At 62.3% G+C, this 25539-nt stretch carries 25 protein-coding genes; 9 read left to right on the plus strand and 16 right to left on the minus strand.

Annotated elements, in window-relative coordinates:
- Positions 1-10: 10 nt before the first annotated feature.
- Both Ga0609869_RS09990 and Ga0609869_RS09995 read right to left on the minus strand, forming a co-directional pair.
- Positions 11-238, minus strand: coding sequence for a hypothetical protein (locus Ga0609869_RS09990; protein WP_125406693.1), 228 nt, complete (start codon positions 236-238; stop codon positions 11-13).
- Between the two features lie 7 nt (positions 239-245).
- Positions 246-1634 carry an EndoU domain-containing protein gene (locus Ga0609869_RS09995; RefSeq protein WP_125406696.1) on the minus strand — a complete coding sequence of 463 codons (1389 nt, stop codon included), beginning with the start codon at positions 1632-1634 and terminating at the stop codon, positions 246-248.
- Positions 1635-1690: 56 nt separating this feature from the next.
- Between Ga0609869_RS09995 and Ga0609869_RS10000 the strand changes: the two genes are divergently transcribed.
- From Ga0609869_RS10000 to Ga0609869_RS10035, 8 genes are all read left to right on the plus strand, one after another.
- Positions 1691-3190, plus strand: a complete 1500-nt coding sequence (locus Ga0609869_RS10000) for a hypothetical protein (protein ID WP_211336819.1) — start codon at positions 1691-1693, stop codon at positions 3188-3190.
- A 251-nt stretch (positions 3191-3441) separates the two neighbouring features.
- Positions 3442-3912, plus strand: a complete 471-nt coding sequence (locus Ga0609869_RS10005) for an alpha/beta hydrolase (RefSeq protein ID WP_125406699.1) — start codon at positions 3442-3444, stop codon at positions 3910-3912.
- 397 nt (positions 3913-4309) lie between these two features.
- Positions 4310-5104 carry a helix-turn-helix transcriptional regulator gene (locus Ga0609869_RS10010; RefSeq protein WP_369022855.1) on the plus strand — a complete coding sequence of 265 codons (795 nt, stop codon included), beginning with the start codon at positions 4310-4312 and terminating at the stop codon, positions 5102-5104.
- A gap of 401 nt (positions 5105-5505) precedes the next feature.
- Positions 5506-5877 (plus strand): hypothetical protein, encoded by a 372-nt coding sequence (locus Ga0609869_RS10015; RefSeq protein WP_125406703.1) that lies wholly within the window; start codon positions 5506-5508, stop codon positions 5875-5877.
- A 242-nt stretch (positions 5878-6119) separates the two neighbouring features.
- On the plus strand, positions 6120-6434 hold the full coding sequence (locus Ga0609869_RS10020; protein WP_125406706.1) for a hypothetical protein: 315 nt from the start codon (positions 6120-6122) through the stop codon (positions 6432-6434).
- Positions 6435-6523: 89 nt separating this feature from the next.
- Positions 6524-7300 carry a hypothetical protein gene (locus Ga0609869_RS10025; RefSeq protein WP_125406709.1) on the plus strand — a complete coding sequence of 259 codons (777 nt, stop codon included), beginning with the start codon at positions 6524-6526 and terminating at the stop codon, positions 7298-7300.
- The gene (locus Ga0609869_RS10030) at positions 7291-7821 is read left to right on the plus strand and encodes a hypothetical protein (RefSeq protein WP_211336820.1); all 531 of its coding nucleotides are present in this window, start codon (positions 7291-7293) and stop codon (positions 7819-7821) included. Before Ga0609869_RS10025 ends, Ga0609869_RS10030 begins: the two co-directional genes overlap by 10 nt.
- 64 nt (positions 7822-7885) lie before the next feature.
- The gene (locus tag Ga0609869_RS10035) at positions 7886-8104 is read left to right on the plus strand and encodes a DUF3955 domain-containing protein (RefSeq protein ID WP_125406712.1); all 219 of its coding nucleotides are present in this window, start codon (positions 7886-7888) and stop codon (positions 8102-8104) included.
- 1030 nt (positions 8105-9134) lie between these two features.
- Here the strand turns inward: Ga0609869_RS10035 and Ga0609869_RS10040 are convergent.
- From Ga0609869_RS10040 to Ga0609869_RS18365, 6 genes are read right to left on the minus strand one after another with little or no spacing between them, the layout of a single operon-like run.
- Entirely contained in the window at positions 9135-10553 is a 1419-nt protein-coding gene (locus Ga0609869_RS10040) for an amidohydrolase family protein (RefSeq protein ID WP_170168837.1), read from the minus strand.
- Positions 10554-10558: 5 nt separating this feature from the next.
- The gene (locus tag Ga0609869_RS10045) at positions 10559-11569 is read right to left on the minus strand and encodes a medium chain dehydrogenase/reductase family protein (RefSeq protein WP_125406718.1); all 1011 of its coding nucleotides are present in this window, start codon (positions 11567-11569) and stop codon (positions 10559-10561) included.
- A gap of 19 nt (positions 11570-11588) precedes the next feature.
- Positions 11589-12551 (minus strand): alpha/beta fold hydrolase, encoded by a 963-nt coding sequence (locus tag Ga0609869_RS10050; protein WP_170168838.1) that lies wholly within the window; start codon positions 12549-12551, stop codon positions 11589-11591.
- The gene (locus Ga0609869_RS10055) at positions 12551-13705 is read right to left on the minus strand and encodes a serine hydrolase domain-containing protein (RefSeq protein WP_125406723.1); all 1155 of its coding nucleotides are present in this window, start codon (positions 13703-13705) and stop codon (positions 12551-12553) included. The genes Ga0609869_RS10050 and Ga0609869_RS10055 overlap by 1 nt, the downstream gene beginning before the upstream one ends.
- A gap of 4 nt (positions 13706-13709) precedes the next feature.
- Positions 13710-14561, minus strand: a complete 852-nt coding sequence (locus tag Ga0609869_RS10060) for a CPBP family intramembrane glutamic endopeptidase (protein ID WP_125406725.1) — start codon at positions 14559-14561, stop codon at positions 13710-13712.
- Complete coding sequence (locus Ga0609869_RS18365) at positions 14546-14905, minus strand: HupE/UreJ family protein (RefSeq protein WP_438826875.1); 360 nt, start codon at positions 14903-14905, stop codon at positions 14546-14548. Before Ga0609869_RS18365 ends, Ga0609869_RS10060 begins: the two co-directional genes overlap by 16 nt.
- A gap of 83 nt (positions 14906-14988) precedes the next feature.
- Here Ga0609869_RS18365 and Ga0609869_RS10070 point away from each other — a divergent pair, with 83 nt between their 5' ends.
- Complete coding sequence (locus Ga0609869_RS10070; RefSeq protein ID WP_125406728.1) at positions 14989-15237, plus strand: hypothetical protein; 249 nt, start codon at positions 14989-14991, stop codon at positions 15235-15237.
- 52 nt (positions 15238-15289) lie between these two features.
- Here Ga0609869_RS10070 and Ga0609869_RS10075 read toward each other — a convergent pair whose 3' ends face one another.
- The 8 genes from Ga0609869_RS10075 to Ga0609869_RS10110 form a co-directional block, all read right to left on the minus strand.
- A complete protein-coding gene (locus Ga0609869_RS10075) occupies positions 15290-15739 on the minus strand; it encodes a DUF411 domain-containing protein (RefSeq protein ID WP_125406731.1) in 450 nt (149 codons plus the stop codon).
- Between the two features lie 40 nt (positions 15740-15779).
- Positions 15780-17168 carry a multicopper oxidase family protein gene (locus tag Ga0609869_RS10080; protein ID WP_125406734.1) on the minus strand — a complete coding sequence of 463 codons (1389 nt, stop codon included), beginning with the start codon at positions 17166-17168 and terminating at the stop codon, positions 15780-15782.
- Positions 17156-18121, minus strand: coding sequence for a CopD family protein (locus tag Ga0609869_RS10085; protein WP_125406737.1), 966 nt, complete (start codon positions 18119-18121; stop codon positions 17156-17158). The genes Ga0609869_RS10080 and Ga0609869_RS10085 overlap by 13 nt, the downstream gene beginning before the upstream one ends.
- A 6-nt stretch (positions 18122-18127) precedes the next feature.
- On the minus strand, positions 18128-18484 hold the full coding sequence (locus tag Ga0609869_RS10090; protein ID WP_170168839.1) for a copper resistance CopC family protein: 357 nt from the start codon (positions 18482-18484) through the stop codon (positions 18128-18130).
- Between the two features lie 65 nt (positions 18485-18549).
- Positions 18550-18891, minus strand: a complete 342-nt coding sequence (locus Ga0609869_RS10095; protein WP_125406743.1) for a copper-binding protein — start codon at positions 18889-18891, stop codon at positions 18550-18552.
- Positions 18892-18924: 33 nt separating this feature from the next.
- Positions 18925-22104, minus strand: a complete 3180-nt coding sequence (locus Ga0609869_RS10100) for an efflux RND transporter permease subunit (protein ID WP_125406746.1) — start codon at positions 22102-22104, stop codon at positions 18925-18927.
- The gene (locus Ga0609869_RS10105) at positions 22101-24533 is read right to left on the minus strand and encodes an efflux RND transporter periplasmic adaptor subunit (RefSeq protein ID WP_125406749.1); all 2433 of its coding nucleotides are present in this window, start codon (positions 24531-24533) and stop codon (positions 22101-22103) included. The genes Ga0609869_RS10100 and Ga0609869_RS10105 overlap by 4 nt, the downstream gene beginning before the upstream one ends.
- Before the next feature lie 642 nt (positions 24534-25175).
- Positions 25176-25538 carry a c-type cytochrome gene (locus Ga0609869_RS10110; protein WP_125407329.1) on the minus strand — a complete coding sequence of 121 codons (363 nt, stop codon included), beginning with the start codon at positions 25536-25538 and terminating at the stop codon, positions 25176-25178.
- Between the last annotated feature and the right edge of the window lies 1 nt (position 25539).

The raw sequence follows: 25539 nt of genomic DNA on the forward strand, positions 1-25539 counted from the left end.
CAGAAGCAGTTCACCGGTCGAATTCGGCCGTGTCCATGCCGAAATCGTCGACGAGCGCTCGCACTTCTTTTGCATCGAGCACACCGGGGTGCCTTTTGTGCGCGACGTAGACGCCTTCTAGCGCGAGATCATACTCCCCGACATAGAAGAATGTTCGATCACCTGACATGTCGATGCCTGCCTGTTCGAGGGCCTTGATCTGCTTTTCAAGGAGTTCAATTGCTTCTTTGTCGTCCATCTCTGCCCTAGTTCCTTCTTACACCCGGCCCCGAGAGCGGGTAGCCCGTCCGCACTTCGCCGTTTGGTTGTACGACAACTTCGATCGTGACGCCATTTACCTCGCCGACGACGACCAGATCGCCATCACGATGCGCGGGTCGATCAACAGTACCAGTTCCCGCGACTTGCCTTATGGCCTCCAGAATATCATTATCTGACCAGGTGGCGGGAAATTCAGTCTTACCCGGAATGCCCGTTCCGTATCTATGCCCTCCGCTACGCCCCTCGCCATCGAGAATATGCCGCGCGCGATCTTCGGGGATGGAGACGCTGTCAATCGAATGCGGGTTCTCCATGGTCACGACGTTCGGACCCGCCGCATCCGGGATAGGCGTGGAGATGGTGTTGCCAGTGGGGTCTTCGACGGCGGGCGATCCAGTGTGGTTCGGCAGGCCAAGAACCTCGGCCGGGTAGGTTTCCAGCCACTGCTCGATGCGTTCGGGCGTAAAACCGGGAAGCTGCCCGAGGCGTCGTTCATCTTCGGTCAATCCCGGAAAGACCTCGGCCCAACCCTGCGAAAGAGAACCTTCGTCGATGACAAGGCGACCGGCGTCCAGTGCGGCGAGTGCATCCACGGCGAGGCGGCGTGCGAGATTGACTGCGTCACCGGCGTTCTCGTTGGGCAACGTGAACAGACCGGGCCGGTACATCTCGTACAAGCCGAGGGCTTCAGCTATCACTCTCGCCCGTTCGCCACGTTCCGGAGACCCTGACAGGAAGCCATTCTCAGCCAGAACCAGCGCCTGAGCGTAGGATTGCGCGGCCAGCAACCCCTCCACGGTGCCAAGGTCAGCACCCAGGACCGCAGCGGCGTCTCTAACTCGCTGCTCTCGGGCGGACTGTACGAAGCCTTGAAGCAGGTTGTTGGCTTCCAGCGCAGCATAGGCCGCCATCCCCGCCGGTGACCGGGCCAAAAGGCCATTTGCCAGCCTGCGTACAATCCCGCCGCTGCTCGGAAAACTGTCTGCCGGTAGCGCAAGTTCTGCAAGAATAACATCATTCTGCAATCCCGGCGCAACTGGCTCTGCATAGCAGCGACAGTTGTGCGCCTGTCCCGGATGGCCGCCAGCGGGCGGCTCGTCCCAACGAAACACCTGATCGTCGTACTCAGCGTGGCTGTCGCGAACCTTGGAATCATCACGCGAGCGCCAGATGTATCGTTCGATGCCGAGGTCCTGCTGCCGAAGCTGGTTGATCAGGCCTGCGAAGGCCCGCAGCAGGCGTTCTTCCATGGCGGTTCGCAGGGGGCGAAGGCGCTGCAGATGGGTCTCGTACTCCTCGAATACCGTCAAGAGCACACGTGTTTTGCCCGCCTTGATGCGCTTGTCGGCCGTGCTCGGTTCGTTGCCATACAAGCTGTCGCTGGCTGGCAAGCTGCCATAAGCGGAAAGGTGGAAATAAAATCAATAGCTTGTATCTCGGAGAACGTCCGATCCCGGTCGCGTCCGCTCCGCCACTTGCCTTTGATTTCATTGATAAATTAGGCAAGTTGCCAAATCTACTAACGCCCTACTACTCATTTTCAGCCGGTGTTCTCGCCGGTTTGAAAGCGAATGTTGTGCGTTGGCATTCGGCTTCACTCTACATATGGTTGGTCGCAAGAGTTCACGCACAATGCGAGTTTGTTATGCGACGCTATAGTTCAACGCCAGAAGACCACCTTTTCAACAAAGGCGATTGGTTCGCCACGCAGGAAGCTTGGAAACAGAAGCTAGTGGCATCTATTGAGGCCATGAACGGCGACGAATTGCTCAACACTTCAACGTCAGACTTGGCAAAATACTATGTTTCTGAGTTTGTATTTGACGTTCCTACGATCCTCCCCGACGAAATCGTCGCGGATCAGCGCGAAGCTGAAGTTGAAGTTGGCCGTCGTAACGATCCATTCTACGATGGTTATGGTGGAACACGGACAGTTACAGGAACAGCGGTTGACGTAGAAATCCCTTACACTGGGAACAAAACTGGTTTCGACATTCAACCGACGACCCGAAACTTCAACAATCCCCGTGCCTATGTTGGTAGCGATAGTCTCAAGTTCTCCATAACTGGAACAAACTTGACGGCGGACCAAGTGCGGAAGGAAGTTGACAGCCGCGTTTCGTCGATCAACCAACATCTTGAATGGTTGACAAAGGATGCGCAGGGATACAATGCCGGATTGTTGGCTCTAGCGACGCAAACTATTGAGCGCCGCAAAGAAAAACTCCTCAAAGACAAGTCGCTAGTCGCGGGCTTGGGCTTCAAGATGAAAGAAAGGCCCGGTGCATCGGAGACCTTTGCCGCGCCGTCCGTCCGCCGTAAGATCAGACCCGCCACACCGAAGCCCAAAGCTTCTAGAGCTCCCTTTGAACCCGAACCGACGCTTACAAGCGATGACTACGAACATATTCTGAAAGTGCTTGAGAATATGGTTCAAGTCATGGAGCAAAGCCCCGGCGCCTTCAGAGAGATTGACGAAGAAAGCCTACGGACTCATTTTTTGGTCCAGTTGAACGGCCATTTCTCCGGAGATGCGACCGGGGAAACATTCAACTACGAAGGTAAAACCGATATTCTCATCAAGGTCGATGGCCGAAACATCTTCATTGGCGAATGCAAGTTCTGGACTGGAGAGAAGGCGTATCTAGAAACGTTGGACCAAGTGCTTTCCTATCTGAGTTGGCGCGACACAAAGGCCGCAGTCCTAATGTTCAGCCGAAACAAAGACTTCACGGGTGTTCTTGAGAAGATTTCTAGCAGCACTCCGAACCACGCAAACTTCAAGAAGTTGGTGAAGCAGCGTTCGGAAAGCAGTTGGACCTACCTTTTCGGCCACAAAGACGACACCAACCGCGAAATCTCCATCACGGTTCAAGCTTATAACGTGCCGGAGCGTATCGAACCGCGTATTCGACCGCTCGGAAGGTAAAAAAATGCCGCGCAGTCGGCGCGGCAAGTTGCCCTTGGCACTTGGGTTCAAGGATGTTCGCAAAGGGCCGCGACGGTGGGTCGGTCGGCAACGGGTAGTGCCCACAGCGGCACCGCCAAGACCGCCACGGCGGCTAGGTCAAGGTCGCCTAGTCCTTCCCCGGTCAGAACGTCCATGACGCTCTGTGAGGGCGACGACAGGGCCAGCGTCAGCACGTCGGGCAGGTCAACCCCTAGCCGGTGCCCGAATAGGTGCCACACGCGTTCTACAAGCGACGGCAGCTATTCTTCAACACGATCCATTGCGTCGAAGACATCCCGTTTGAGCGCTTCGAGGATGCCGTCAACAGCTACAACGATCTGGCATTTCCACAATTGAGCGACCTGGCACTATCGCAAACGATGGCAGACCTTTGTCGTAACTGGCCTGTGGGAGCCGCGCCCATCCAGGTCAAAGACCCGGTGAGTAGCATGGTTCCGACGCTGATCCTGCAAGGCGCATACGACAGGCGGACGCCGGTCTTCATGGGCAAGCGTGCCGCCCGCGAACTGGAGAACAGCACTTACGTCCTTGTCCCGCAGAGTGGGCATGAGGTTTGGAGCTACGCGGGTGACTGTGTGGGCCAGATTGCCGGCGCCTTTATCCAGGATCCAGACGCTGACCTTGACCTGAGCTGCCTGGTCGCGCGACAACCGCAATGGGTATTGCCACGCGACCAGTGATGGCGACCCCGAATGGTTGATCGTGGAAGCCAGTCCGCATAGCGTCTGAAGGCCTCTGTGACGTTCCAAGAATTTGTACTGTTCAAACATTGAATCCGACCCGTTGTGTTTGCCCAAAGTCTGCTGAGAACGCTTCATTGGAGTGCGGAATGGCTAAATCATATCACGTCAATACTTTTGATTTGGCACCAGATGAGGCGCGAGCAATTTGGGGTGAAATCACCGATGGCACCTATGAGCTTAATCCGGAAGGCTCCGCGTCGAGCAATTATAGATTTTCTACCCGTATATGGTTTGCACCGGATATTTTGTTTTCCAGCGTCCGAGCGGAAGCTAACACCATAATCAGATCGAGCAAGCTGGTTGAGAGGCACCCACCAAATTCATAAAGGTCAAAATGCTTAAATCTGGCAAAGAGACCATTCAATTAGATGTGGAAAAATTCGATTTAAATCGCAGCGCTCTCTATTTTATCGATCAAAATCGATCCAAGCGCGAAGCTCACACCGATCACGAACTGGTTTCGATCTTTTTGCCCTATCACGCACTCGGCTATGACCCATTGATCCATCCCCCCGTTTTAAGTTTAAGCCTAGACACTGCTCTTGGGCGTTTTCTTTCGGCGAGCATTGACGCCGCATATCAGGAGCTTGACCATCTGAGCCAAAATGAGCTTTCGGTTCTTTCAGAAAGCCTCTCCGGGACACTTAGAGGCGTTTTTGCTCATAGAACGAAACATGCAAAATATCCAAATAGCCGAAATGACCAAGTCAATGCCATCAAGAGCTTCATTGAAAAGAATCTCAACTATTCTTGGCTTAGCGCAGACAGGATATGCCAAGAATTGAAACTGTCCCGAGCGACACTATTCCGCCACCTGGCAGACTTCGGCGGTGTGAACCGGTACATTCTTTCGCTCCGATTGAACAGAGCTTATAGAGATCTGTCGGAAGCACAGCCCGTGAGAGGCGTTGTTAAGGCCGTTGCCGAACGTTGGGGGTTTTCTTCACAAGCTCACTTCAGTCGAGTGTTTAAGGAGGAATTCGATGTAAGTCCCGCGTCCTTGGTCGGTCGATGGGCCCAAAAGCCTCACGATGCGGCAGCAACGGACAACGCTAGTCAACAAGGGAACATTTTTCAATATTCGTCGGACATCGCTGCGCTGAAGTGGGCGTACGAACGGTACAGATAGTCGAGCGGCCTTCTTGTGACTGTTTGAGACTCTCAGACAAGCACTTTGCGACGGGCAGCCAACGACAGCCAACGAATAGTCTGGTAGAGCTGACTGGGATCTATAGCCGCTAATTTTAGTTCGGGTAGCAGCGAAACAAGCACAACGTAGGAAATGGAACGCCGTGATGGAAAGCCGAACAAAGTATATGATAATTGGCGCAGTAGTGGCGATTGTTGTGATTGGGTATATTGTGAACATTGTCGTATCAGGTTGAGCCTGCCAACCCATCCGCAGTCGCTTTTCGTGAGCGCCACTTAGGCGAGAAAGAAGTTAACGCGCAGCACTACCGTAGGCGTCGATCATGGTCCGCCATTCGACAGAATGCTCCCCCAGAAAAAGACAAAAAAGGAGTAAGAACGATGACTATACAAAGCCGGAAAACGCCGAAGATCCTGTTGGCGGCCTTGCTGCCACTTGCTTTGGCCGCCTGCGTCGAGACAGATGGCTCATCAAGCAGACCGGCGATGGACGCCAGCGAGACCAACGCCGTTATCGGCATGTTGGGGCTTGGATGCAAAAACCGGGTATTGCAGCAGTTTAGTGTTCCCAATTCGGATATTACCGTGCGCCCGGGCGCGACGTTACAGCAAGGTATAAATTCCGGTTCAATGAGTGCGGCAGATCTGAGGCGGGCCGGTGCCTCGTTCGATTGGGAAGTTGCCGGTAGAGGTGCCAGAGGCTATTGTAATGTTGACGGAACCGGTCGAGTGACCGAATTCCAGCAGTTTTAACGGCACAGGCCGTCCAGCACCCTCGCGGCCTCCGGCGCTTGCGAACATCCACAGTGACAGCGGCCCGGCCTCAAGGCCGATCCCTGACGAAGAGGTCCTTGGCCAGCCGCGTTCGCGTCGCGGCGAGGCGCTCGGCCAATTCTAGCAACCAGGGCAATCGCGCGGGATGCCCGTGAGGCCGAAAAACTGAACATGCGCAATCTGCAACGACATACGTTGGGCGCAAAAAGAGGAGATGGAACATGGGTAAGGCCGTTACAGGGATTATCGGTCTGATCATTGGCGCGGTGCTGGGAGTGGTCATTGGCGGTCCGCTGATGATGGGAACCGCTGCGGGCGTCGGTATCGCCACGGGCCTCAATGCAGGCATATGCGCCACGGTGACAGCGGCGGAGAACGAAGGATTGCTGTCTCCTGAACAGGTCGATCAGGTCCTCACACGGGCCGCGTCCGACATCGCCGCGATGCAGGGGCTGGAACTGGAAAACGAAAGCCTTGGATCATCTGAAAACTGCGAGCAGGTCATGGCAGACCTCGCTGAAGCGGCCAAGAAATAGGCCTAAGCTCCGAGCGTTTGGAACGTTTTGTTTCTGGCGTGCCGCCCCTACGGTCGCTCGGGCACGCCTACCAACAGTGGAGGGACGTCATGAAAGTGCATCTGGCGGCGAGCCTCGCAATCGCCGGGATGATTGCCACGCCGGCGGTCGCGGAGTGGGGGTTCAGCGGGGAGCCGACGCCTATGGCCTTCGCGCAGTCCGGGAACATGGATCTTGAGTTGCAATGCGATCGCATCCGTTTCGCGCCGGCCGGGTATGACCAGAGCGAAGACATCGTCAACAAACAGGGCCTCTCCATCCGGTTCATGAAAGACGGTCAGACCGAGGTCGGCTCGTTTCAAGCCGGGGGCGGAAATGCGCAGTTCCTGATCGTGGACAATTATCCCGTCGAGATCCTGTTCGATGACGCGGCGGACTACGGCTTCGTTCTGGATCAGATCGCGGCCAATGCCGTTCTGAACCTCTCGATGATCGATCAGGATGTGAGCTATGGATTTTTCGACCTGTCCGGCTCGGCAGCGGCCGTGAAGTCGCTCCGGGCTACATGTTCAGGCGCAGGTGCCGCACAGGAGGCCGCTGTCCCTGAGGCTCCCGAGGGCATCGTCTATTGCGGAGGGGGCGCCATCAAGCGCCAGATCGAATACACGGTCCTGGAAAATTCCGACGATCAATGGGATGCCCGTGTCACGGTCAACGGCGAGACACTTCGTGCCATGACCTCCTATTCGTACTTCGGTTCAGCCGAGACACCTGCGGGATTCGTCGTCGCGCTTCTCGGCGAGGATCGTTCGGAATTTCTGGTCTTCCGCGATGACGGGCAGGACTGGCTGGAGTTTGGCGACTATCGGTACGACAAATGCAATTGATGGTCCGGCGTAGTCCACGAGAGCACGGCCTCTCGTCCAATCTCACCGCGATGTTTTGGGCGATTGCCCTGTCCTGGTCTTTCACGGTTGCCCCGGCTTTTTCGGCCGATCTGCCCGAGTTGCCAACCCAGTTGCAAGACAAAGTCGAAGCCGCCACGAAGGCCTGCGCAGGGTACGAGAACGGCGAATTCGCTATTGAGTGGGGAGCGGTCGAACGAGTGGATCTGGACGGTGACTTGTATCTCGATTGGGTCTTGAACGAGAGCGGATTCGCCTGCTCGACGGCCGTGTCGCTATTTTGCGGAACGGGCGGATGCATGTCTCATTTTCTCGTGGAGGATGATCTTCACTCCCTCCTGAACCAGGGTTGGGATATGGTCGATCTCGGGTCAAACAGGGTTCTGCTTGCGGTTGTCCACGGGTCACAATGCGGTGGCATAAATCCAACTCCATGTGTAGCCGCGAGCACCTGGGACACGGAAGAGAAACGTTGGCGGACGACAGGTGCGGAGTGGGAGTGACCGGCGTGACCTGTCCGTTTGGTCCGCAACCTACACTTGAGCTGGTCCGGAAGGTGGCGCGACCATGACGAAACTCACACTGGTTGCTCTGGCTCTGCTGACCATCGGCGTCGTGTTGTGGGCTGGGTATGCGTCACAGGGATCATATGTCGACGAAAACGGCGTCCTGCAGGAGCCCTTCGCTTTATTGGCTTTTGGCTGGTTTTTTGTTCTGGCCGGAGGCGCCGTGTTGGGCGGCGTAGTTGGCATCAGGATTTTCAAGAATCTCAGGGGCCCGAAATGAAGCATCCTTCCCGTCACCACACGGCACCGACAGGCCGATTGATCGGATCGACTGCCGGTGGAACGCTCCGCAGATGCGTTGGCGTAGCCGGTATCCTGTCCTGTGTCGCCATGACAACCGGTTGCAGTGAACCGACCTCTGTCGTAGGCATAAGCGAACCCGACCCCGAACTGGTGTTCGTGCGGGGCTACCGCTCAGCCGACGACGACTGCAAGCTCACTGGCGAGTCTGCATTTACTGTCGACTTCCTGGACGATGCTGCGGATCTCGTCACCTGTTCGACAGGCGGTCCCGCTGCAGAGAGCTTGGTATCCGAGACATCGGCCACAATTGTCACACAAACGAACAGCTATACCCTCTACTCCGTCCCACGTTCTTGAGACCCCTCCGTCTGTCCGTCGTCAGTTTCTTCGGAAAATTCGAGGCAAAGTCCTACCGCGGCTGTGTTTTCCGGACCGACCTTGGTGCAGGCTGCCGCGAACGTCCGGTCCTTGTCCCCGTCACCGGATGCCGGATAGGCGCGGTAGGCAAGGTTGCAGGCACAGTGAATGGCAGCTAGGTCGGCAATCTACCAGTTCATTCTGACCGCAGCATTCGGAACTATGGGCTCTCACCGGTCCATCCGGAAACTTAATACCTCTCGCAGTGGCCCGGAACAACGCGCAGGTCACGCCGGTAGCAGGCACGTTCCTCGGAACGAACGTCGATCTGCTTTCGATGGAGGTATTAGTAAGAATGGAGAGTGCTTCGGCTCAAAACAACTCGCTCCTGGCCCGAGGAGGCCGGGCGGACATCGCGCTTGTCTGATGGCGTTTCGGTGGGACTGGCTTGCGGTGGCTAGTTTAAACCAAGCAATACCAATACCTTGACGTCCGGGGAAGGTTGGATATCAGGCCCATCCCCTCCGCCACCTGAGGGCGATCAGCAGGATCAGGCCTGCCACCATCATCGCCTGGACGAACCTATTGGCGGAAGACCGGCCCTTGGTTCGTGATGCCCTGTCGTCGGTCCCCCCCCGGCAGACCACGTTCTACTGGCCGCGTTCCAGAAGCGTGGCTTCAAGACCGTCCAGCGCGGCACGATTCAGAACCTGCCCGCCGACGACGACCATTTGCGGTCGGCGGAGCGTCGCGAGGCCCTCCAGCGGGTTGGCATCGAGCAGAACCAGGTCGGCGCGCCGTCCGGGGGTGATGGTTCCATCCTGATCCGGTAAGCCGAAAAATCGCGGCGGGGCGACGGTCGCAGTGTAGAGCGCTTCGCGGGGGGTGAGGCCGATGGCCACGTAAAGGTTCAGCTCGTCGAGCAGCGAGAAGCCATGGAAGAGATAAGGGTTGGCGAAAGAGGCATCGCTGGAGGCCAGGATCGGCACGCCTGCCCAGTGGGCCATAAGGAAGGTCCGCCGGTCGAGCGCGATGCTGTCCTGGGCAAGGGCACGCACCTCGTCTGTCATCGCCTCCAGCCGGAAATCCGGTTCTCCCCAGGCCTCGCGCACCTCGGCCGGGATCATGCGCATCCGCGGCGCATCAGCCGCGGGCCAGTTGCCGGTGTAGAAATCCGCCACGACCAGCGTCGGGCTGACATGCATCCCGGCCTCGGCCATCCGCGCCAGCATCGCGTCGCAAAGGGTTTCGTCCCAGGTCTCGAGGATGATCCGGTTTCGCGACGCCATGATCTCGAAGACGCGGTCCAGCTCGGCGCCCTCGGCCATCGCGGCGCGCAGCTCGTCCAGCATGGCCTCTTCTGCGGTCGAGCAGGCCATCGCGACCCGCCCGAAATGTTCCATCCCTTCCTGACCGGCGTCGATGGCGGTGCCGAGCGCGACCCGTTCGGGGATGTGGCCCACGAAGGGCAGCCCAACGTCGTGGGCCGCCTCGGCCAGCGCGAGATAGCTCGCTTCATCGAGCATCGAATAGGCCTTCACGGCAGCCCAGCCTTCGGCGGCGATCCGGTCCACGACGCTCCGTGCCTCGTCCGGCGTGTCAGCAAGGAACATGCCGGGCCAGGACCCGGGGCTGGCATCGACCCAGGCCCCTGCGAGGATCAACCGGGGGCCCAGAACCTCGCCCGACTCGATCCGGGCCTGCAACGCCTGCTGTTCGGCGATCGGCCAGAGCGCGCCCATGTCGCGGATACCCGTGATCCCGTTGATAAGGTATAGCGGCAGCGCCGTATCGGGTTCGGACGCCGAGGAGAAGATGTGCACATGGCTGTCCCAGAGCCCGGGAATAAGGTAGCGGCCCGCGCCGTCGAGGCGGGTCGCCGAAGCCGCAGAAATATCAGGGCCGACCTCCGCGATCAGACCGTCACGGATCAGCACGGATTGGCCGGGGGCGAGCGTTCCCTCGATTACATCGACGATGGTCACATCGCTCAGCAACATCTCCGATTGCGCCTGTGCCTCTGCCGCGATCCCGAGGGTCAGGGCGAGCGCAAAAAGAACCTTGAACATGTTCCTCATTGCTCCGTCACCCTCAGGACGAGTTTACCCGCAACATCTCCCGCCTCGACCCGTTCATGCGCCCGCCGAACCTCGGCCAGCGGCAGCACCTCGGCGACCGTGGGGTCGATGCGGCCCGCCGCGAGCATCTCGAAGAGCGTCGCCAGGTCTTCACGGAACCAGTCGGGGTGCTTTCGCCGCATCGCGCCGATGGAATAGAACGCGGTCGCATGCCCGTTCGGCATCCAGTCCCAGAGCTTGAGCTTGACGAAATCCATCGGGATCGAGCCGCCGCGCCCCAGCACCTCGTTCTGGAAGCCGAAGGCCACCAGCATGCCGCCGGGCTTCAGCGCGTGGAGAGAGCGCGACAGGCTGTCGCCACCCAGCGGGTCGAAGACGGCGTCGACGCCGCCGCCCGTCGCCTCCAGAAGGGTCGCCTCTGGCGCATCCGCGTCGATCGGCGTCGCGCCAAGGCTGCGGATCAGATCGTGCTTTGGGGGGACATCGGTACCGAAGGCCGCCATTCCCGCATCGCGTGCCAGTTGCAGCATCGCCGTGCCGACCGCTCCGCCCGCGCCGTGGATCAGCAGGCTCTGGCCGGCCCGCATCTTCGCCACGCGGGTGAGCATCTGGTAGGGCGTGACCGCCGACAGGATCATGCCGAGCGCATCGACATCAGACACGCCCTCGGGCACCGGCGTCAGCCGATCCTCGGGCAGGCAGATGTATTCCGCGTAGGCGCCGATGGTCGTCAGGTCCGCCACCCGGTCACCCGGCTTGAAGCGCGCGGCACCCGGACCGGTCGCATCGACGATCCCCACCATGTCGTAGCCAAGGGTGAGGGGCGGCTTTTCCTTCACGTCGGGATACATGCCCTTGCGGATCATCACGTCAGTGAAGGCGGCGCTGGTCACCAGGACACGGATGCACACCTCGCCCGTTGCGGGCTCGGGCCGGTCGGCGACCGTCTCCAGCATGAGGTTTTCGGGGCCGCCGAAGGCCTGAAGCGTGACGCGGTTATAGGGCATTGGACCTCTCCTCGAAGAGTCAGGGGTTGGGCATCCCGGTGATGAACACGCCAATGTCTCGGCTCAGGTCGGTGTCATGGCCGAGCCAGATATGCCCGCCGTCGGGATAGACGATAAGGCGCGCGCCGGGAATTCGGTCGGCCAGCAGCCGCGCCGTCTCGGCCGTGCCGAAGAGATCGTCCTCGCAGGACAGGATCAGGGTGGGCACGGCGATGCTCTCGAAGGCCGTCTCCGTTCGCGTTCCCGCCCAGTGGCCGTCGTTCCGCAAACCGTCCGTTTTGCGGCTGATCGGCATCAAGCCTGCGCGGATCAGGTCGGCCCGCCGCCGCTCGTCCGGCGAAACCCGGTCGAGCAGGGCGGGGTCTGTCGCGAGCAGCGTGCGCAGCAGCATGTCGGGGGCGAGCGTCGCGAAGCCCCAGAACCAGGCATCCGAGGTCAGGACGCGCTCCACTGCCATGTGTTGCAGAGCGGTGAAGTCCACCGGATCGCGCCCCGACAGGTTCGCCGCCGGCACGATGAGGATGAGATGCGCGCAGCGGTCCGGGTGGCGCAGCGCGAATTCCGCCGCCGTCAGCGCCCCCGCCGAGCCGCCCGCGACGGCGATCCGCTCGAGGCCGAGATGGTCGAGCAGGTCGACAAGGACATCCGCCTGGCGGGCCGGCGATGCGTCGTCGGGGAAGCCGGTTCGGAGGTATCCGAAGCGCGACGGCGCGACGATCCGGAAGCCGGCCTCAAGCAGGCCGTGTGCAAAGAGAAGCCCCTGGTCGAACCCGCCGCCAGTGCCGTGGATCATCATCATCGTCGCCGGCCCGTCCCCGGCGACGGCGTATTCAAGTGGCCCGGCGCCTGTCGGGATGACGCTGCTGCGCCGCGCGATGCGGGCCTCTGCCCCCGCCATCGTGGCGCGGTAGGCGCCGGCGCTCCATGCGCCAGCCGCGAGCGCGATGCCCGCAAGGCCGCTCAGCAGGGTGCGCCGGGCCATCATCGGACGGCCTCGATCGCAAGCTCGGCCAGCGCCGCTTCCAGTGCCGGGACGAGATCGCTCGAGTCGTCCGCGATGCCAATATCGGTGTTGATCTGGAAGGCCACGGTCACGCCGTGATCCGCGTAGTGGCGCAGGCTCGAGACATAGGCGGGGATCCACCCGCCGTGGCCCCAGACCGGCCCGCGCGGCGTATCGGCGTAGATCGCCACGCCCGCGCCGTAGAGGATGCCGGGGGCCTCCGGATCGACGGGCACGCCGTCGAGCAGCCGGTCCAGATAGGGGCCTTCCATCGCGTCGCCGCCGAACAGGAGATGTCCCCAGCGCGCCAGATCGGCGGAGGTCGAGGCGAAGCCACCGCCCGCGGATTCCACGGCCGGGTTCCACAGAAGCCGCCCCTCCGCATCGGCGGTGCGTGCGGGCAGGCCGAACGGATTGTCCGCATCGACATAGCCCACCGCAAGCCCCGGCAGGTCGGGTCGATCCGACGGGAACGTGCCGTCGAGGTCAAGCGGACCGAGCAGGCGGGTGCGGACGGCCTCGTGCCACGCCTGTCCCGTCACGTCCGCGATCACGAGGCCCAGCAGGACATAGCCCGTATCGCTGTAGGCCCAGGCCTGACCGGCCTCGAACAGCGGCTCCCGTCCGGCCACGAAGGCCATGAGCCGCTCGGGGTCGAAGTCTCCTTCGGCCGCTGTCAGCCGGGTCCAGCCCTGCTGGAACTCCGGCAGATGCACATGGTCCGGCAGGCCGGAGGTGTGGTGCAGGAGGTGATCGATGGTGATGGTGCCTGCATTGGGCAGCGCGTCGAACCACGGGCGATCCCCGAGATGGACGGAGAGCAGATCGTCGCGCGACAGACGCGCCTCGCGTTCCAGCGCCAGCACCGTTGCGGCAACGAAGCTCTTCCCGATGCTCGCGGCCAGCATGGGCGTCTCCGTCGTGATGGCGCGCCCCGCCTCAACATCGGCCAGGCCGATGGCCGCCGACATCACCGTGCCATCCGGCAGGGCGATCGCCGCTGTGGCGCCCGGAAAGCCGTAGCGTTCGTGGAAATCGTCCAGCATCGCCGCCAGCTGGCCCTCCTGCGCAGCCACGGGCGCCGCGAGGCCGCCCAGAGCCAGCGCGAAGGCGAGAAGAAGGCCTCGGCGCATCTCCCTACTCCGCCGTTTGCGGCGCGGCGCCGCGCGCCGCCGGGATGACCTCGGTCGCCGCGCCGTCGCGGCTGAACATCGTCTTGCGGTTCAGCCAGACCACGACCAAGGCCACGACCACCAGGATGCGGGTGTCCCAGGGCTGGGCATCGGGCCAGAACGGATTGATGAGCTGCCAGTGGAACAGCATCGGCAGAAGCAGGCTGCCGCGTGCGCTGTTGAAGATCGGCGTCACGAGGATCGCAAGCGTCACGTTACCGATGAAGAAGGGCAGGAAGGACCAGTTCTCATAGACGACACCAGCCAGATAGAAGGCGGGCAGGTGCCAGACCCCCCAGGCCGTCCCGATGAGGGCCCCGGCCCAGAAGGGGGCCATGTGACGCTGCAGGAGCGGCTGTGCCACGCCGCGCCAGCCGAATTCCTCCATCGGACCCAGAAAGAGCATCATGAACATGAGCGCGACCATGGCGCCCACGCCTTCCGGGGGAACCGGCGCAAGGAGCGGCCCGCCCTTGATCAGCGACCCGGCCATGAAGACGACGGGAATGCCGATCACGATGAAGGCCCACCAGACCGGGGCGCAGCGCCAGTAGAAGAGGCGCGAGAAGAAGGCGCGCAGGCCCCGCAAGCCGCCGAAAGCCAGCACCAGAAGGATACCCGCGATGCCGGGTGCCCAGGTGGCGAGGAAGTAGAGGGGGTGGCTGCCGCTGATCTCTCCAAAGGTCGCGGCAGCCTGGTCTGGAAAGTAGATATAGCCGCCGATCACGCTCCACGTGATGCCGAACGTGAGCAGGGCGAAGAACAGGAGCGCGTAGGACGGGAGGCTCGATTGCGGTCTGATCACGATGGAAGCCATGTGTGGGTCCGCTCGAAACGGTTCTTCTTGGACTTGGGCGGAGCATCTCCCAAGTCGCTCGCGTATGCGCTGATCGAGATCAATCGGGAGGGTGTCAGGCAACCACGAAAGGGGAGGGCATGGTCGCCATGCCAGCGAGATGCGCCCTTGGCCCATCCCCACCAGACGCCGGTGCGCATCGTCACCGAGTGTCCGACCGCGAAGATGCTGACATAAATGGCGACGTCCTTCATCCGGTAGAGGAAGAACACGACGCCCAAAACGAACAGGATGTGGTCGTACCCCGTCACCATGTGCTTGGCGCCGAGATAGAGGAAGGAGATGACGTGCCCCCCAGATTTCATGGGTGTAGCCCGCGTCACCCGGGGTGACGTCGTGGGCCAGCGCCTGCGCAACGCTTGACGCGTAAATGGCAAGGACTGTCAGAATGACCTATCCGCTCTCGGGCTGGCTGATGACGCAGCTCGGGCCGGTCGTCGCGCTCGGGATCCTCGCCGCGCTGGCAGGTGCCGGGGCGCTCTTCGCCCTGAGCCTCTGGCCGAGGGAAGATCCCGAGGTAGTCGCGCATAGCTACGACAACCTGCCGCTCGACCATCCCCACCTCAAAGGAGGGCGCCGCCACGCGCATCCCTTCGTCGTGGACGACGAGCACCCTCGCTGGGCCTCGCATCTCTGAGGGCATTGCTTCGCGGGGCCGGTGCGGCCCGTGCATCGGCCGAACCGCTGGATCAGGCGTGACGCTGGAACACCTCCGCCGTCCCGCCCTTCAGCACAATCAGCGTGTCGAAGGCGTCGCGCTGATTGCCCATCTCCATGCCAGGCGACCCGATCGGCATACCCGGGACCGCGAGCCCGAGCGCATCGGGGCGTTCGGCAAGCAGGCGCTCGACGTCACTGGCGGGGACGTGCCCCTCGATGACGTATCCATCCACGAGCGCCGTGTGGCATGAGGCCAGTTCGGGCGTGATGCCGGATTGCGCCTTGAGCGCATAGAGGCTGTCCTGATCCACGTCTTGCGCGTCAACGGCAAAACCGGCCCCTGCCATGTGCTCGACCCAGGCCGAGCAACAGCCGCAGGTCGGCGACTTGTAGACCTCGATGCGGGCGGGCGTCGCCAGCACAGGGCGGGCGAGCAATGCCGCACCGACGCCGGTGAAAATGAAGTGTCTGCGATTCATGTGTCGTATCTCCCTTTTCGATTTGAATGGTGGTGGCGCGTCAGGCGACACGCAGCCATGTCATCATGCCGCCGGCGGAATGCTCCAGCATGTGGCAGTGAAGCAGCCAGTCTCCGGGGTTGTCGGCCACGAAGGCGATGTCCGCGGTCTCGCCGCGGTTCATGAGAAGGGTGTCTCGGAGCGGGCCGACGGTGCCATCAGTGCCGACCTTCCGGAAATGGTGCCCGTGCAGGTGCATCGCATGCGGCCAGGCCGTGTCGTTCGTGATCGAAATCCGGACCGTCTCGCCCCGGTCGGCCTGGATCAGCGGCGCGTCCGGCATGTCCGCCATGCCGTTGAAGGCCCAAACCTTTCCGGCGCTCGCCATGTCGCGCATGTCCATCATGCGACCGTTCATCATCGCCCCGCGCATGCCGCCCATGGCACCGCCTTCCATGAGAAGCTCCGCGCGTCGTGCGGTCTCGAGGGAACCGAGTGCGGCAACGGGATTGGGCGGCAGCGGGCCGGCCGCCGGCAGGCGCTCTGCTCGCGCAACACCATCGACGTTAAAGGCTGCAATCGCATAGCCGCCGTCGCGCTCGAAGCTTACGAGCATCGCTTCCTCGCCGTCGCCAGCCACCACGTCGACGATCAGGTCGGCGCGCTGAGCCGGTGCCAGAGCGAGTTGGCCCAGCGGTCGCGGGGTCTCGAGCGGCATGCCGTCGAGCGCCACGACCCAGCCCTCCAGACCCCGCGCCTCCAGCGAGAAGATGCGCGCATTCGCGGTGTTCACGAGCCGCAGGCGCATCCGAGCGCCGTGCTGGACGGTCCGCGACCAGGCGCCGTCGCCATTCACCGTGATCCAGTTGCCGATCCGGCCGGCATGGGCCCAATCGTGCATGTTGCCGAAGCCCCCGGCAATCTGTGCGTCCTCCGTGAGCCGCCAGTCGTCGAGAAGCAGAACCTCGTCGATATCCACGTCCGGGGCGCCTTCCGCTTCGTCCACGATCAGCGCGCCGTAGAGTCCACGTGCCATCTGCTCCCAACTGCGATTATGAGGGTGATACCAGTAGGTGCCGGCGTCGGGGACGGTGAAATCGTAAAGGAAGTCTGCGCCCGGTTCGACGGCTCCCTGCGTCAGGCCGGCGACGCCATCCATGACGTTGTCGATCCGGATTCCGTGCCAGTGCACGCTCGAGGCCTGCGGGAGATCGTTGACCAAGCGCCGGGACACCCGCGCGCCCCGGGCCACGCGAAGGGTAGGCCCGGGCACCGAGCCGTCATAGGCCCAGACCTCCGTCTCGGGATACCCGGCAGGCGCCAACCGGGCGCGTCCGGCACGGGCGACGAGGTCTGCGGGCGTGTCGGCCCGACCGATCCGCGGAGCGCACAGAAAAGCCGTCGTGCCTAGAAGTGTCTGATGGAACCGGCGGCGGGTCATGAGAGCCATGGAAAGTCTCCGGAAGCATGTGCGACGGCTTGCACCGTCTTCGGTTGCTGCGGCGCGACACGCGCCTGTTCGGACGGGAGCGACGTCACCGTGGTAAGGGCTGCAGTCGTCGCCAGAATGGCCAGGATGAGCACGCTTTCCGCAGCGATGGACCGCCGCAGGCGCTGCGCAGCCCCCGTCGCCGCGGACTGCAGCGCCGGGGTGAGCCGCACCTTGTTGAGCGCCGCGAGACCGAGCACGCCGGCAAAAAGCGCGAGCTTCACGAGAAACGCCTGACCATAGGGTGTGGTAAGGGCGGCAGGGTCCGCCGCGCCAAGCAAGACGAGCGTCACGGCCCCGGCGGCGACCAGCGCGGAGACGACCCATAGGGCCTTCGTCCCGAATTCATGCACCAGAGCTGCGGCTATCGGTGGCGCCTCGGTTCGAGCGGCCCGAGACATTGGCGCGAAAGCGCCGAGCCAGAAGGCAAGTCCGACTATGTGAGCGGTCACCAGCGCCCCGAGCAGAAGACGCGGCTCGCCAAGGGCATGGCCGCGAAGCGCGAACGACGCGCAGGCCATCAGCGCCCCGGTCAGCGCGATCCACCTTGCGCCCCGCAGGGGCAGAACAATGGCAAGTATGAGCGCAAGTCCGATCAGCCGGACGGTCACGCTGGTGCCCAGCGGGCTGTCGAACACGATGCCGAGCATCATGGGATCGACTGCGCCGTCGAAGGTTCCGCCCATCAGGAAGCTCGCGCGCAAGGGCACGCGGAGCACGCTCAGCACAGCCGCCGCCAGCGCGGCGACAACCGCCATCCGAAGAAGTGACGCGCGTCCGTCTGCGCTCAGTTCTCGAAGCGCCAACCACACGAGCACGCTTCCTGCCGCGACCAGCGTCGCGGCATATGCGAGCGTCTTCACGAGGATGGAGATCCAGGTGACGGCGTCAGCAGATGCGAGCGCGGCCAGCATCGCGCCTCAGTCCGTCAACTCGAAGGAAAAGCTGCCCTGCATGGCATGGCCGTCGGAGGCGAGCCCACGCCATTCCACGGTGTAGCTTCCTGGCAGCAGGGACTGGGGCTCGGCGTGGAACTCCAGCGACGGTTCCAGTCCCGCGCCACGCTCTATGGGCATCTCGTCGCCGTCCGCATTCACCAGGCGCACCATGGTTATGCGCATGGGGTCGTCGAACACCATGTGGATCATCTCCGGCGTCTCGGTCAGCTGTGCGCCATGTACCGGTGTGGTTCCTTGCTTGTCGGAGTGCGCCAGAAGTGGGTCTGCCGCCAGAAAGAGCGCCGCAGCACTCAAAACGGAAAAGAGTTCTCGTTTCATTTGCCTGTCCATTTGCTGGGATTGAAGGCGACCGGCACAGCGTGACCGGTCGCCTCGTTCCTGGTTCAGTTCGGCATCATGGAGCCGATTGCGTACATGCCGTCCGCGCCCTTCACGAGCATCAGCGTAACCTCGTCGCCTTCGGAAATCGCCCCCATCATTTCGGCGTTCTCAAGCAGCGGCAGATCCATCGTCATCGCAGGCCAGCCGATCTCTGGGATCGGGTCATGGCTCACATTGGCCGTGCCGTCACCGATCGAGTTGACGACGGCCCTTGTATGAACGGCACCCTCCATTTGCTCGGACGACATCGGCATGTTGGAGTGATCCATACCGTTGTTCATCTGAGCGAGGACCGGAGCGGTCGAGAGGGCCAGCAGGCCAAGTGTTGCAGTCAGTATCTTCATCGGAAGCTCCATGTTTCTGGATTGCAGTTTCGATTATTCGGCAGGCACCGCTTCTTCAGGCCGCAGAATGATGGGGGTGATCTCGCGGTTCACGCGCCGCAGCGCGAGCTGTTTCCAGATCACGAAGATCGACGGTATGACGAAGAGCGTCAGCAGCGTCGCCGTGACCATGCCCCCGATCATGGGCGCCGCGATCCTTTGCATGATCTCGGAGCCGGTGCCGGTGCCGTACATGATCGGGATGAGCGCCGCGAAGATCGTCGCCACCGTCATGACCTTGGGCCGCACCCGCAGCACCGCGCCCTCGAAGACCGCCTCTTCGATGTCGTCCCTCGTCAGCTTGCGGTTCTCGGACTGCGCGAGCCTGCGCCGCTTTTCCCAGGAGAGATTGAGGTAGAGCAGCATCACGATCGCGGTCTCGACCGCGACGCCGGCCAGCGCGATGAAGCCGACGAGAACGGCCACCGAGATGTCGAAGGCAAGATACCAGAGAAACCAAACGCCGCCGGCCAGGGCGAGGGGCAGCGCCGCGAGAATGATCCCGACCTCGATGATACGGTTGAAGGCGAGGAAGAGCATGAGGGTGATGATCAGAAGCGTTGCCGGCGCCACGATGGTAAGGCGCTCCTGCATCCTCTCGATATACTCGTACTGGCCCGACCAGCTCAGCGAATATCCCGGCGGCAGGGAAACCTCTTGCGCCACGCGGGCGCGGGCCTCGGCGACGTAGCTGCCAAGGTCGCGGCCCGCGATGTCGATGAACACGAAGCCGGTACGTCGGGCGTTCTCGGACCGGATCATGCCCGGACCATCGACGATCTGGATGTCGGCGAGGGCGGCCAGAGGGACATGAGCGCCAGAGGGCGTGACCACAGGCAAAGTCTCAAGCCGTTCCGGACTGTCCCGCCAGGATTGCGGGTATCTCAGGTTGATCGGGAATCGTTCGAGCCCTTCCACCGATTCCGACACCTGGATTCCGCCGATGGCCGTCTGCACCACGTCTTGCACGTCGCGCACGCTCATCATGTAGCGGGCGGCAGCCTCGCGCTTCACGTCGATCTCGATGAACCGCCCGCCCACGGGGCGTTCGGCATAGGCCGATGCGGTACCATCGATGCCCCGCACGGCATCCTCGACAGCGATCCCGATCTGCCCGATGACCTCCAGATCGGCGCCCGAGATCTTGACACCGACAGGCGTCTTGATCCCCGTCGCCAGCATGTCGATCCGGTTCTTGATCGGCTGAATCCAGACATTCGTGACTCCGGGGATCTGCACGATGCGGTCCAGCTCGTCGCGGATCCCCTCCATCGTCATCCCTGGGCGCCACTCCTCCTCAGGTTTGAGCTGAATGGTGGTCTCGATCATGGTCAGGGGGGCCGGATCGGTCGCCGTATCCGCCCGCCCGAGTTTGCCATGAACGGTCTCCACTTCAGGGATGGTGGCGATCAGCCGGTCGGTCTGCTGCAGGACCTCGCGCGCCTTTCCGATGGACACGCCCGGATAGAGGGTCGGCATGTAGAGAAAGTCGCCCTCGTTCAGTTCCGGCATGAACTCGGAGCCGAGACGCTGGAGCGGGTACCACATCGAGGCGACGACGGCGGCGGCCAACAACGTCGTTGCCCAGGGCCAGGCGATGGCCGCGTCGAGGAAGGGGCGATAGATCAATACGACGATGCGGTTCAGCGGGTTCTTGCGTTCGGGCAGGATGCGGCCGCGGACGAAATAGCCCATGAGGACCGGAACCAGCGTGATCGATAGGATCGCCGCTGCGGCCATCGCGTAGGTCTTTGTATAGGCGAGCGGCTTGAACAGCCGTCCCTCCTGGTTCTCGAGCACGAAAACCGGCAGAAAGCTCACCGTGATGATCGCCAGCGAATAGAACAGCGCAGGGCCGACCTCGGAGGCGCATTCCTGCACGATCCGCCACCGGTTTTCGGGTGTCAGCTTCTCCTTCTCGAGCCGCCGGTGCATGGCTTCGATCATCACGATGGCGGCGTCGACCATGGCGCCGATGGCGATGGCGATGCCGCCCAAAGACATGATGTTGGCGTTCACGCCCTGCGCCTTCATCAGGATGAAGGCCGCGAAGATGCCCAGCGGAAGCGATAGCAGGATCACAAGCGACGAGCGCAGGTGCAGAAGGAAGGCGGCGCAGACCAGCACGACCACGATGAATTCCTCGGTCAGCTTCTTCTGCAGGTTCTCGATGGCGCGTTCGATGACGCCGGAGCGGTCGTAGGTGGTGACGATCTCCACCCCTTCCGGGAGGTTCGGGCGCAACTCCTCGATACGCGCCTCCACCGCCTTGATCGTGGCGAGCGCATTCCCGCCCGAGCGCAGGATCACGACGCCGCCGACCGCGTCGCCGAGCCCGTCGAACTCGCCGACCCCGCGCCGCATTTCGGGGCCCAACCGGATATCCGCCACATCGCCGAGGGTCAGTGCGGCACCACGTTCGTTGACCATGAGCGGGGCGCTCGCGAGATCGGCCAACTCGTCGACATAGCCCGAGGAGCGAACCATGAATTCCGCCTCGCCCATCTCGATGACGCTGCCGCCGGTTTCGCGGTTCGCGGCCTGGATCGCGCCGCGCAGCTGCGCGAGCGTTATGTCGTAGGCCCTGAGCTTGTTCGGATCGACGACGACCTGATACTGCTTGACCATCCCGCCGATGGTCGCGACTTCCGAGACGCCTTCGACCGCCTGAAGCTCGAATTTGAGGAACCAGTCCTGCAGCGTGCGAAGTTGCGACAGGTCGTGGTTTCCCGTGCGGTCGATCAGGGCATACTGGTAGATCCACCCCACGCCCGTCGCGTCCGGGCCCAGTTGCGGAGACACGCCCTCGGGCAGGCTTCCGGTGATCTGGCCGAGATACTCCAGCACGCGGGAGCGCGCCCAGTAGAGATCGGTGCCGTCCTCGAAGACGACATAGACGAAGCTGTCCCCGAAAAAGGAAAAGCCGCGCACGTCCTGCGCGCCCGGCACAGCGAGCATGGCCGTGGCCAGCGGATAGGTGATCTGGTTCTCGACCACCTGCGGCGCCTGCCCGGGATACGGGGTGCGGACGATCACCTGAACGTCCGACAGGTCCGGAATGGCGTCCACCGGCGTTTCGCGGATGGCCCAGATGCCCGCCGCCGCAATCATCAGGGCGAGGACCACGATAATGAACCTGTTCGCAATCGAGGCGCGGATTATGGCGGGGATCATTGCGAGACGCTCCGCATGGCGGTGGTGCCGACGAGCGTCATGGAAAAATCGGGGTTGCGGTGCAGCAGCAGGGTAAGCTCTTCCCCGGTGGGCAGCGCGGCCGGATCGATTTCGTCCGCGATGGCGAAATCCATCGTCATTCCGGGCATTCCGATTTCGGCCATGGGCCCATGGGTGATGTTGGCCATCCGGGTTTCGGGATCGACCGCGTTGATCGTGCCGGAAACCTCCATCGCAGGTTGCGCAGGCTCCGCAGCGGTCAGAACCATGGTCATGCCGTCGGGTCGGGCGAAGGTCAGCGAAAGCTCCGTTTCCGTCGCCAGCGCGGAGACGTCGAGGCCGGTGTCGACGGCAAAATCCATCGTCATTCCGGGCATTCCGATTTCGGCAATCGGACCGTGGGTGATCGTTGCACGCCCGGTATCGACATCGACGGCATCGATCATCCCGGTCACGACGATTGGCGGCGCGCTCGGCATGACAGCCTCGGCGGCGGCCAGCACCATGCTCGTTCCGTCCGGCCTTGCGAAGGTGAGCGTCATCTCCGTGCCGGTTTCGAGGCCAGCGAGATCAAGCCCCGGCTCGACGGCGAAATCCATCGTCATTCCGGGCATTCCGATCTCCGTCATCGGACCGTGGGTGATCGTTGCACGCCCTGCGTTTTGGTCGACGGCGTCGATTGTTCCCGAAACGACGATGGGCGGGGCTGCTTCCATCTGCGTCGCGTCGCCATCTTGCGCCGGTTCTGCGACCTCGCCTTCGGTCCGCACGGCGATGATGGAGAACATACCACTGTCATCCTTGGCCAGATCGAACTCGATCGGCGTATCGAGCGGAACGCTTCCGGGATCGAGGCCCGCCACATCCAGGTCCATCTGCATCGCAGGCCAGCCGAGTTCCGGAATCGGGCCGTGATCGAGCGTCAGCTTCCCGTCCGGCGTCACGGCGAGCGCCATTCCTGTTCCTGTCGCCGCGACACCGTCGTCGGGACCCAGTTCGATCAGGCCAAGCAGGCCATCTGCGAACCGGGCAGCCCGGAACGAGACCTCATCGCCCTCGCGCAGTCGTTCGAGGGATATGTCGGCCCGAACCGGAAATTCCGAAATCATGGCGGGCCAGTCGAGGCTCTCCAGCGCTGCGTGACGGACCGTCGCGACCCGTCGTTCCCGGTCGAGCGCGACAAGAGTGCCGGTCCCGCGCGCGGGCTCTTCATCGGTCGGCGCCATGCGCATGAAGCCCGCGCTCAATGCGCTTTCGCTGTCGATCAGGAACTGGGCCGAAGCGACGACCTCCTCGCCCGGCGAAAGCCCTTGCAGGATCTCCGTGCGGCCGCCTTCTCCGAAACTGTCGCGCAGGCCCGTGGTGACGAGCCGGGGCCGGAACGTGCCTTCACCGGTCCTGAGAATGACCCTTTCAGCCGATCCGGTGCGGATCACCGCCTCGGACGGCACCGTCAGAACCTGACGGCTCGCGTTGGGAACAAGACTGACGTTGCCGAACATTCCCGGCCTGAGCAAACCTTCGGAGTTTTCGAAGCGCAGGCGCACGGGAAGGGTGCGCGTGCGCGGGTCCAGTTCGGGGTAGACGTAATCGATCTCGCCTTCGAAGACCCTCCCGGGAAGATGCTCGAAGCTGGCAAAGGCGCTCATGTCTTCCGAGAGGCGTGAAATGTCGCGTTCGAAAACATCCACGATCAACCAGACCCGGCTCAGATCCGTGATCGAGACAGCTTGCGTTCCGGGTTGCAGATACATGCCGTCGGCGGCTTCCAGCGCGACCACGATACCGGCCCTCGGAGCTTCGACGGTGATGCGACGTGCGACCTCGCCGGTCTCTTCGATTTCCGCGATCTGCCTTTCGGTGGCGCCGTGGCTGCGCAGGTTGTTGCGAGCCGCCTCGAGCGACAGCCCTGTTCCGTTTTCCGAGGACCTTAGAAAATCGAAGCTTGCGACGGCGAACTCAGGCGAAAAGAGCTCGAACAGTGCGTCACCCTTTTTCACGACGTCGCCAACGGCCCTGACGCTGAGAACCTCGACCCACCCTTCGACACGGGTGTGAACATGGCTGGTGAGATGCTCGTCGTAGCCGACGAAACCGACGCTTTCGATCTTCTGGGCCACATCCGTCATCCGGGCCAGCGCGGTCCTTACCCCGATCGCATTGATTTCCGCGGCGCCGAGAGAGACTTCCGAGGGATCGCCAGATGGTTCCTGACCTGCGTGAACCGGGACCAGGTCCATGCCCATGGGCGACTTTCCCGGTCCGGGTTGCCGGAAATTGGGATCCATCGGAGCGACCCAATAAAGGATTTCCGGCCCGTCGGACGCTGTGGCGTTCGTCGGATTGAGGTAAAGCCGTTCAAGGTAGATCCCGCCCGCAGTCCCGCCCGCCAAGGCGAGGATCGCAAGCGCCGTGTAGCGTCCACGCATTACAACCTCCTGACGACCGATCCACAGGGGACCAGCCAAATATTCGAGATCGACCCGCGCCGCACGAGGGGCCGGGTCGGCAAGAAATTGTCAGGAGAGTCGAGGAGGTCGTTCCGGGAGAGACGTGTCGACCGAGGGTCCGGGCGCACTCACCATCGACTGGGCACAGGCGCCTCGCCCGTACTCTGTAGCGGCCGGAAACTCCGAGTGTTGCAGTTCGGAAAGACAGCACGCCGACACATGGCAGCCTGAGTTAGCCGTGTTTTCCGGCTCACAACACTCCGCGTCCGAAGCTCCAGCCGGCATGTGATGCTCTTCGTGGCCAGAGGCTCCGATGTCCGATGCGGCCGATGCGAGGGTGTGCCGGTCGCCCGAGTGCCCCGCATGGTCCATCGCGGCAGACGCAGCCATGCCAGTGATCATGAGCGCAAGGCTCATGATCAACGCCATCAGGCGCCGCATTGAAAAGCTGCACGTGAGGATCCGCATATCGGAAAAATAGTTGCGGCGACACGTTGAGACAACAAACTTCCGCGTGACTGCACTCGACGCGGCGTCCAGGCAGCCTTTCCAGCGATCCCATCCCGAGGAACCGGTCGTGCGACGGGTCCACACGCTTCCTGTCCGGGCGCATTCCATGCCTTAGTTGATACCGTTTGCGCGCTGCAACGCGCGGACATAGGCCGTGATCTTCGCCGCGTCATCGTTGGTCACGCCCTCGACGGCCGGCATGTTCCCGAAGCGCCAGTGATGGGCGCGCACGCCCCGCGTTGCTGCGAGAAGGAACGCCATGTCGCCATGATGGCTTGGTTCGTATACGCGATGAACGAGCGGGGGGCCCTGATCCGAGCCGTTCGCGTTTGCACCGTGACACGCCGCGCAATTGCGATCGAACAGCGCCTTGCCGCTCGCCTGATCTTCCGTGAGATCCGGGATCGTGAGCGTTGCGAGGTCGATCTCTCCGGACACGTCGCCACCCGGCCTCTGGGCATACCAGAAGGCCATG

It is taken from the genome of Rhodovulum iodosum (genome assembly GCF_041020385.1).
Lineage (GTDB): Bacteria > Pseudomonadota > Alphaproteobacteria > Rhodobacterales > Rhodobacteraceae > Rhodovulum > Rhodovulum iodosum.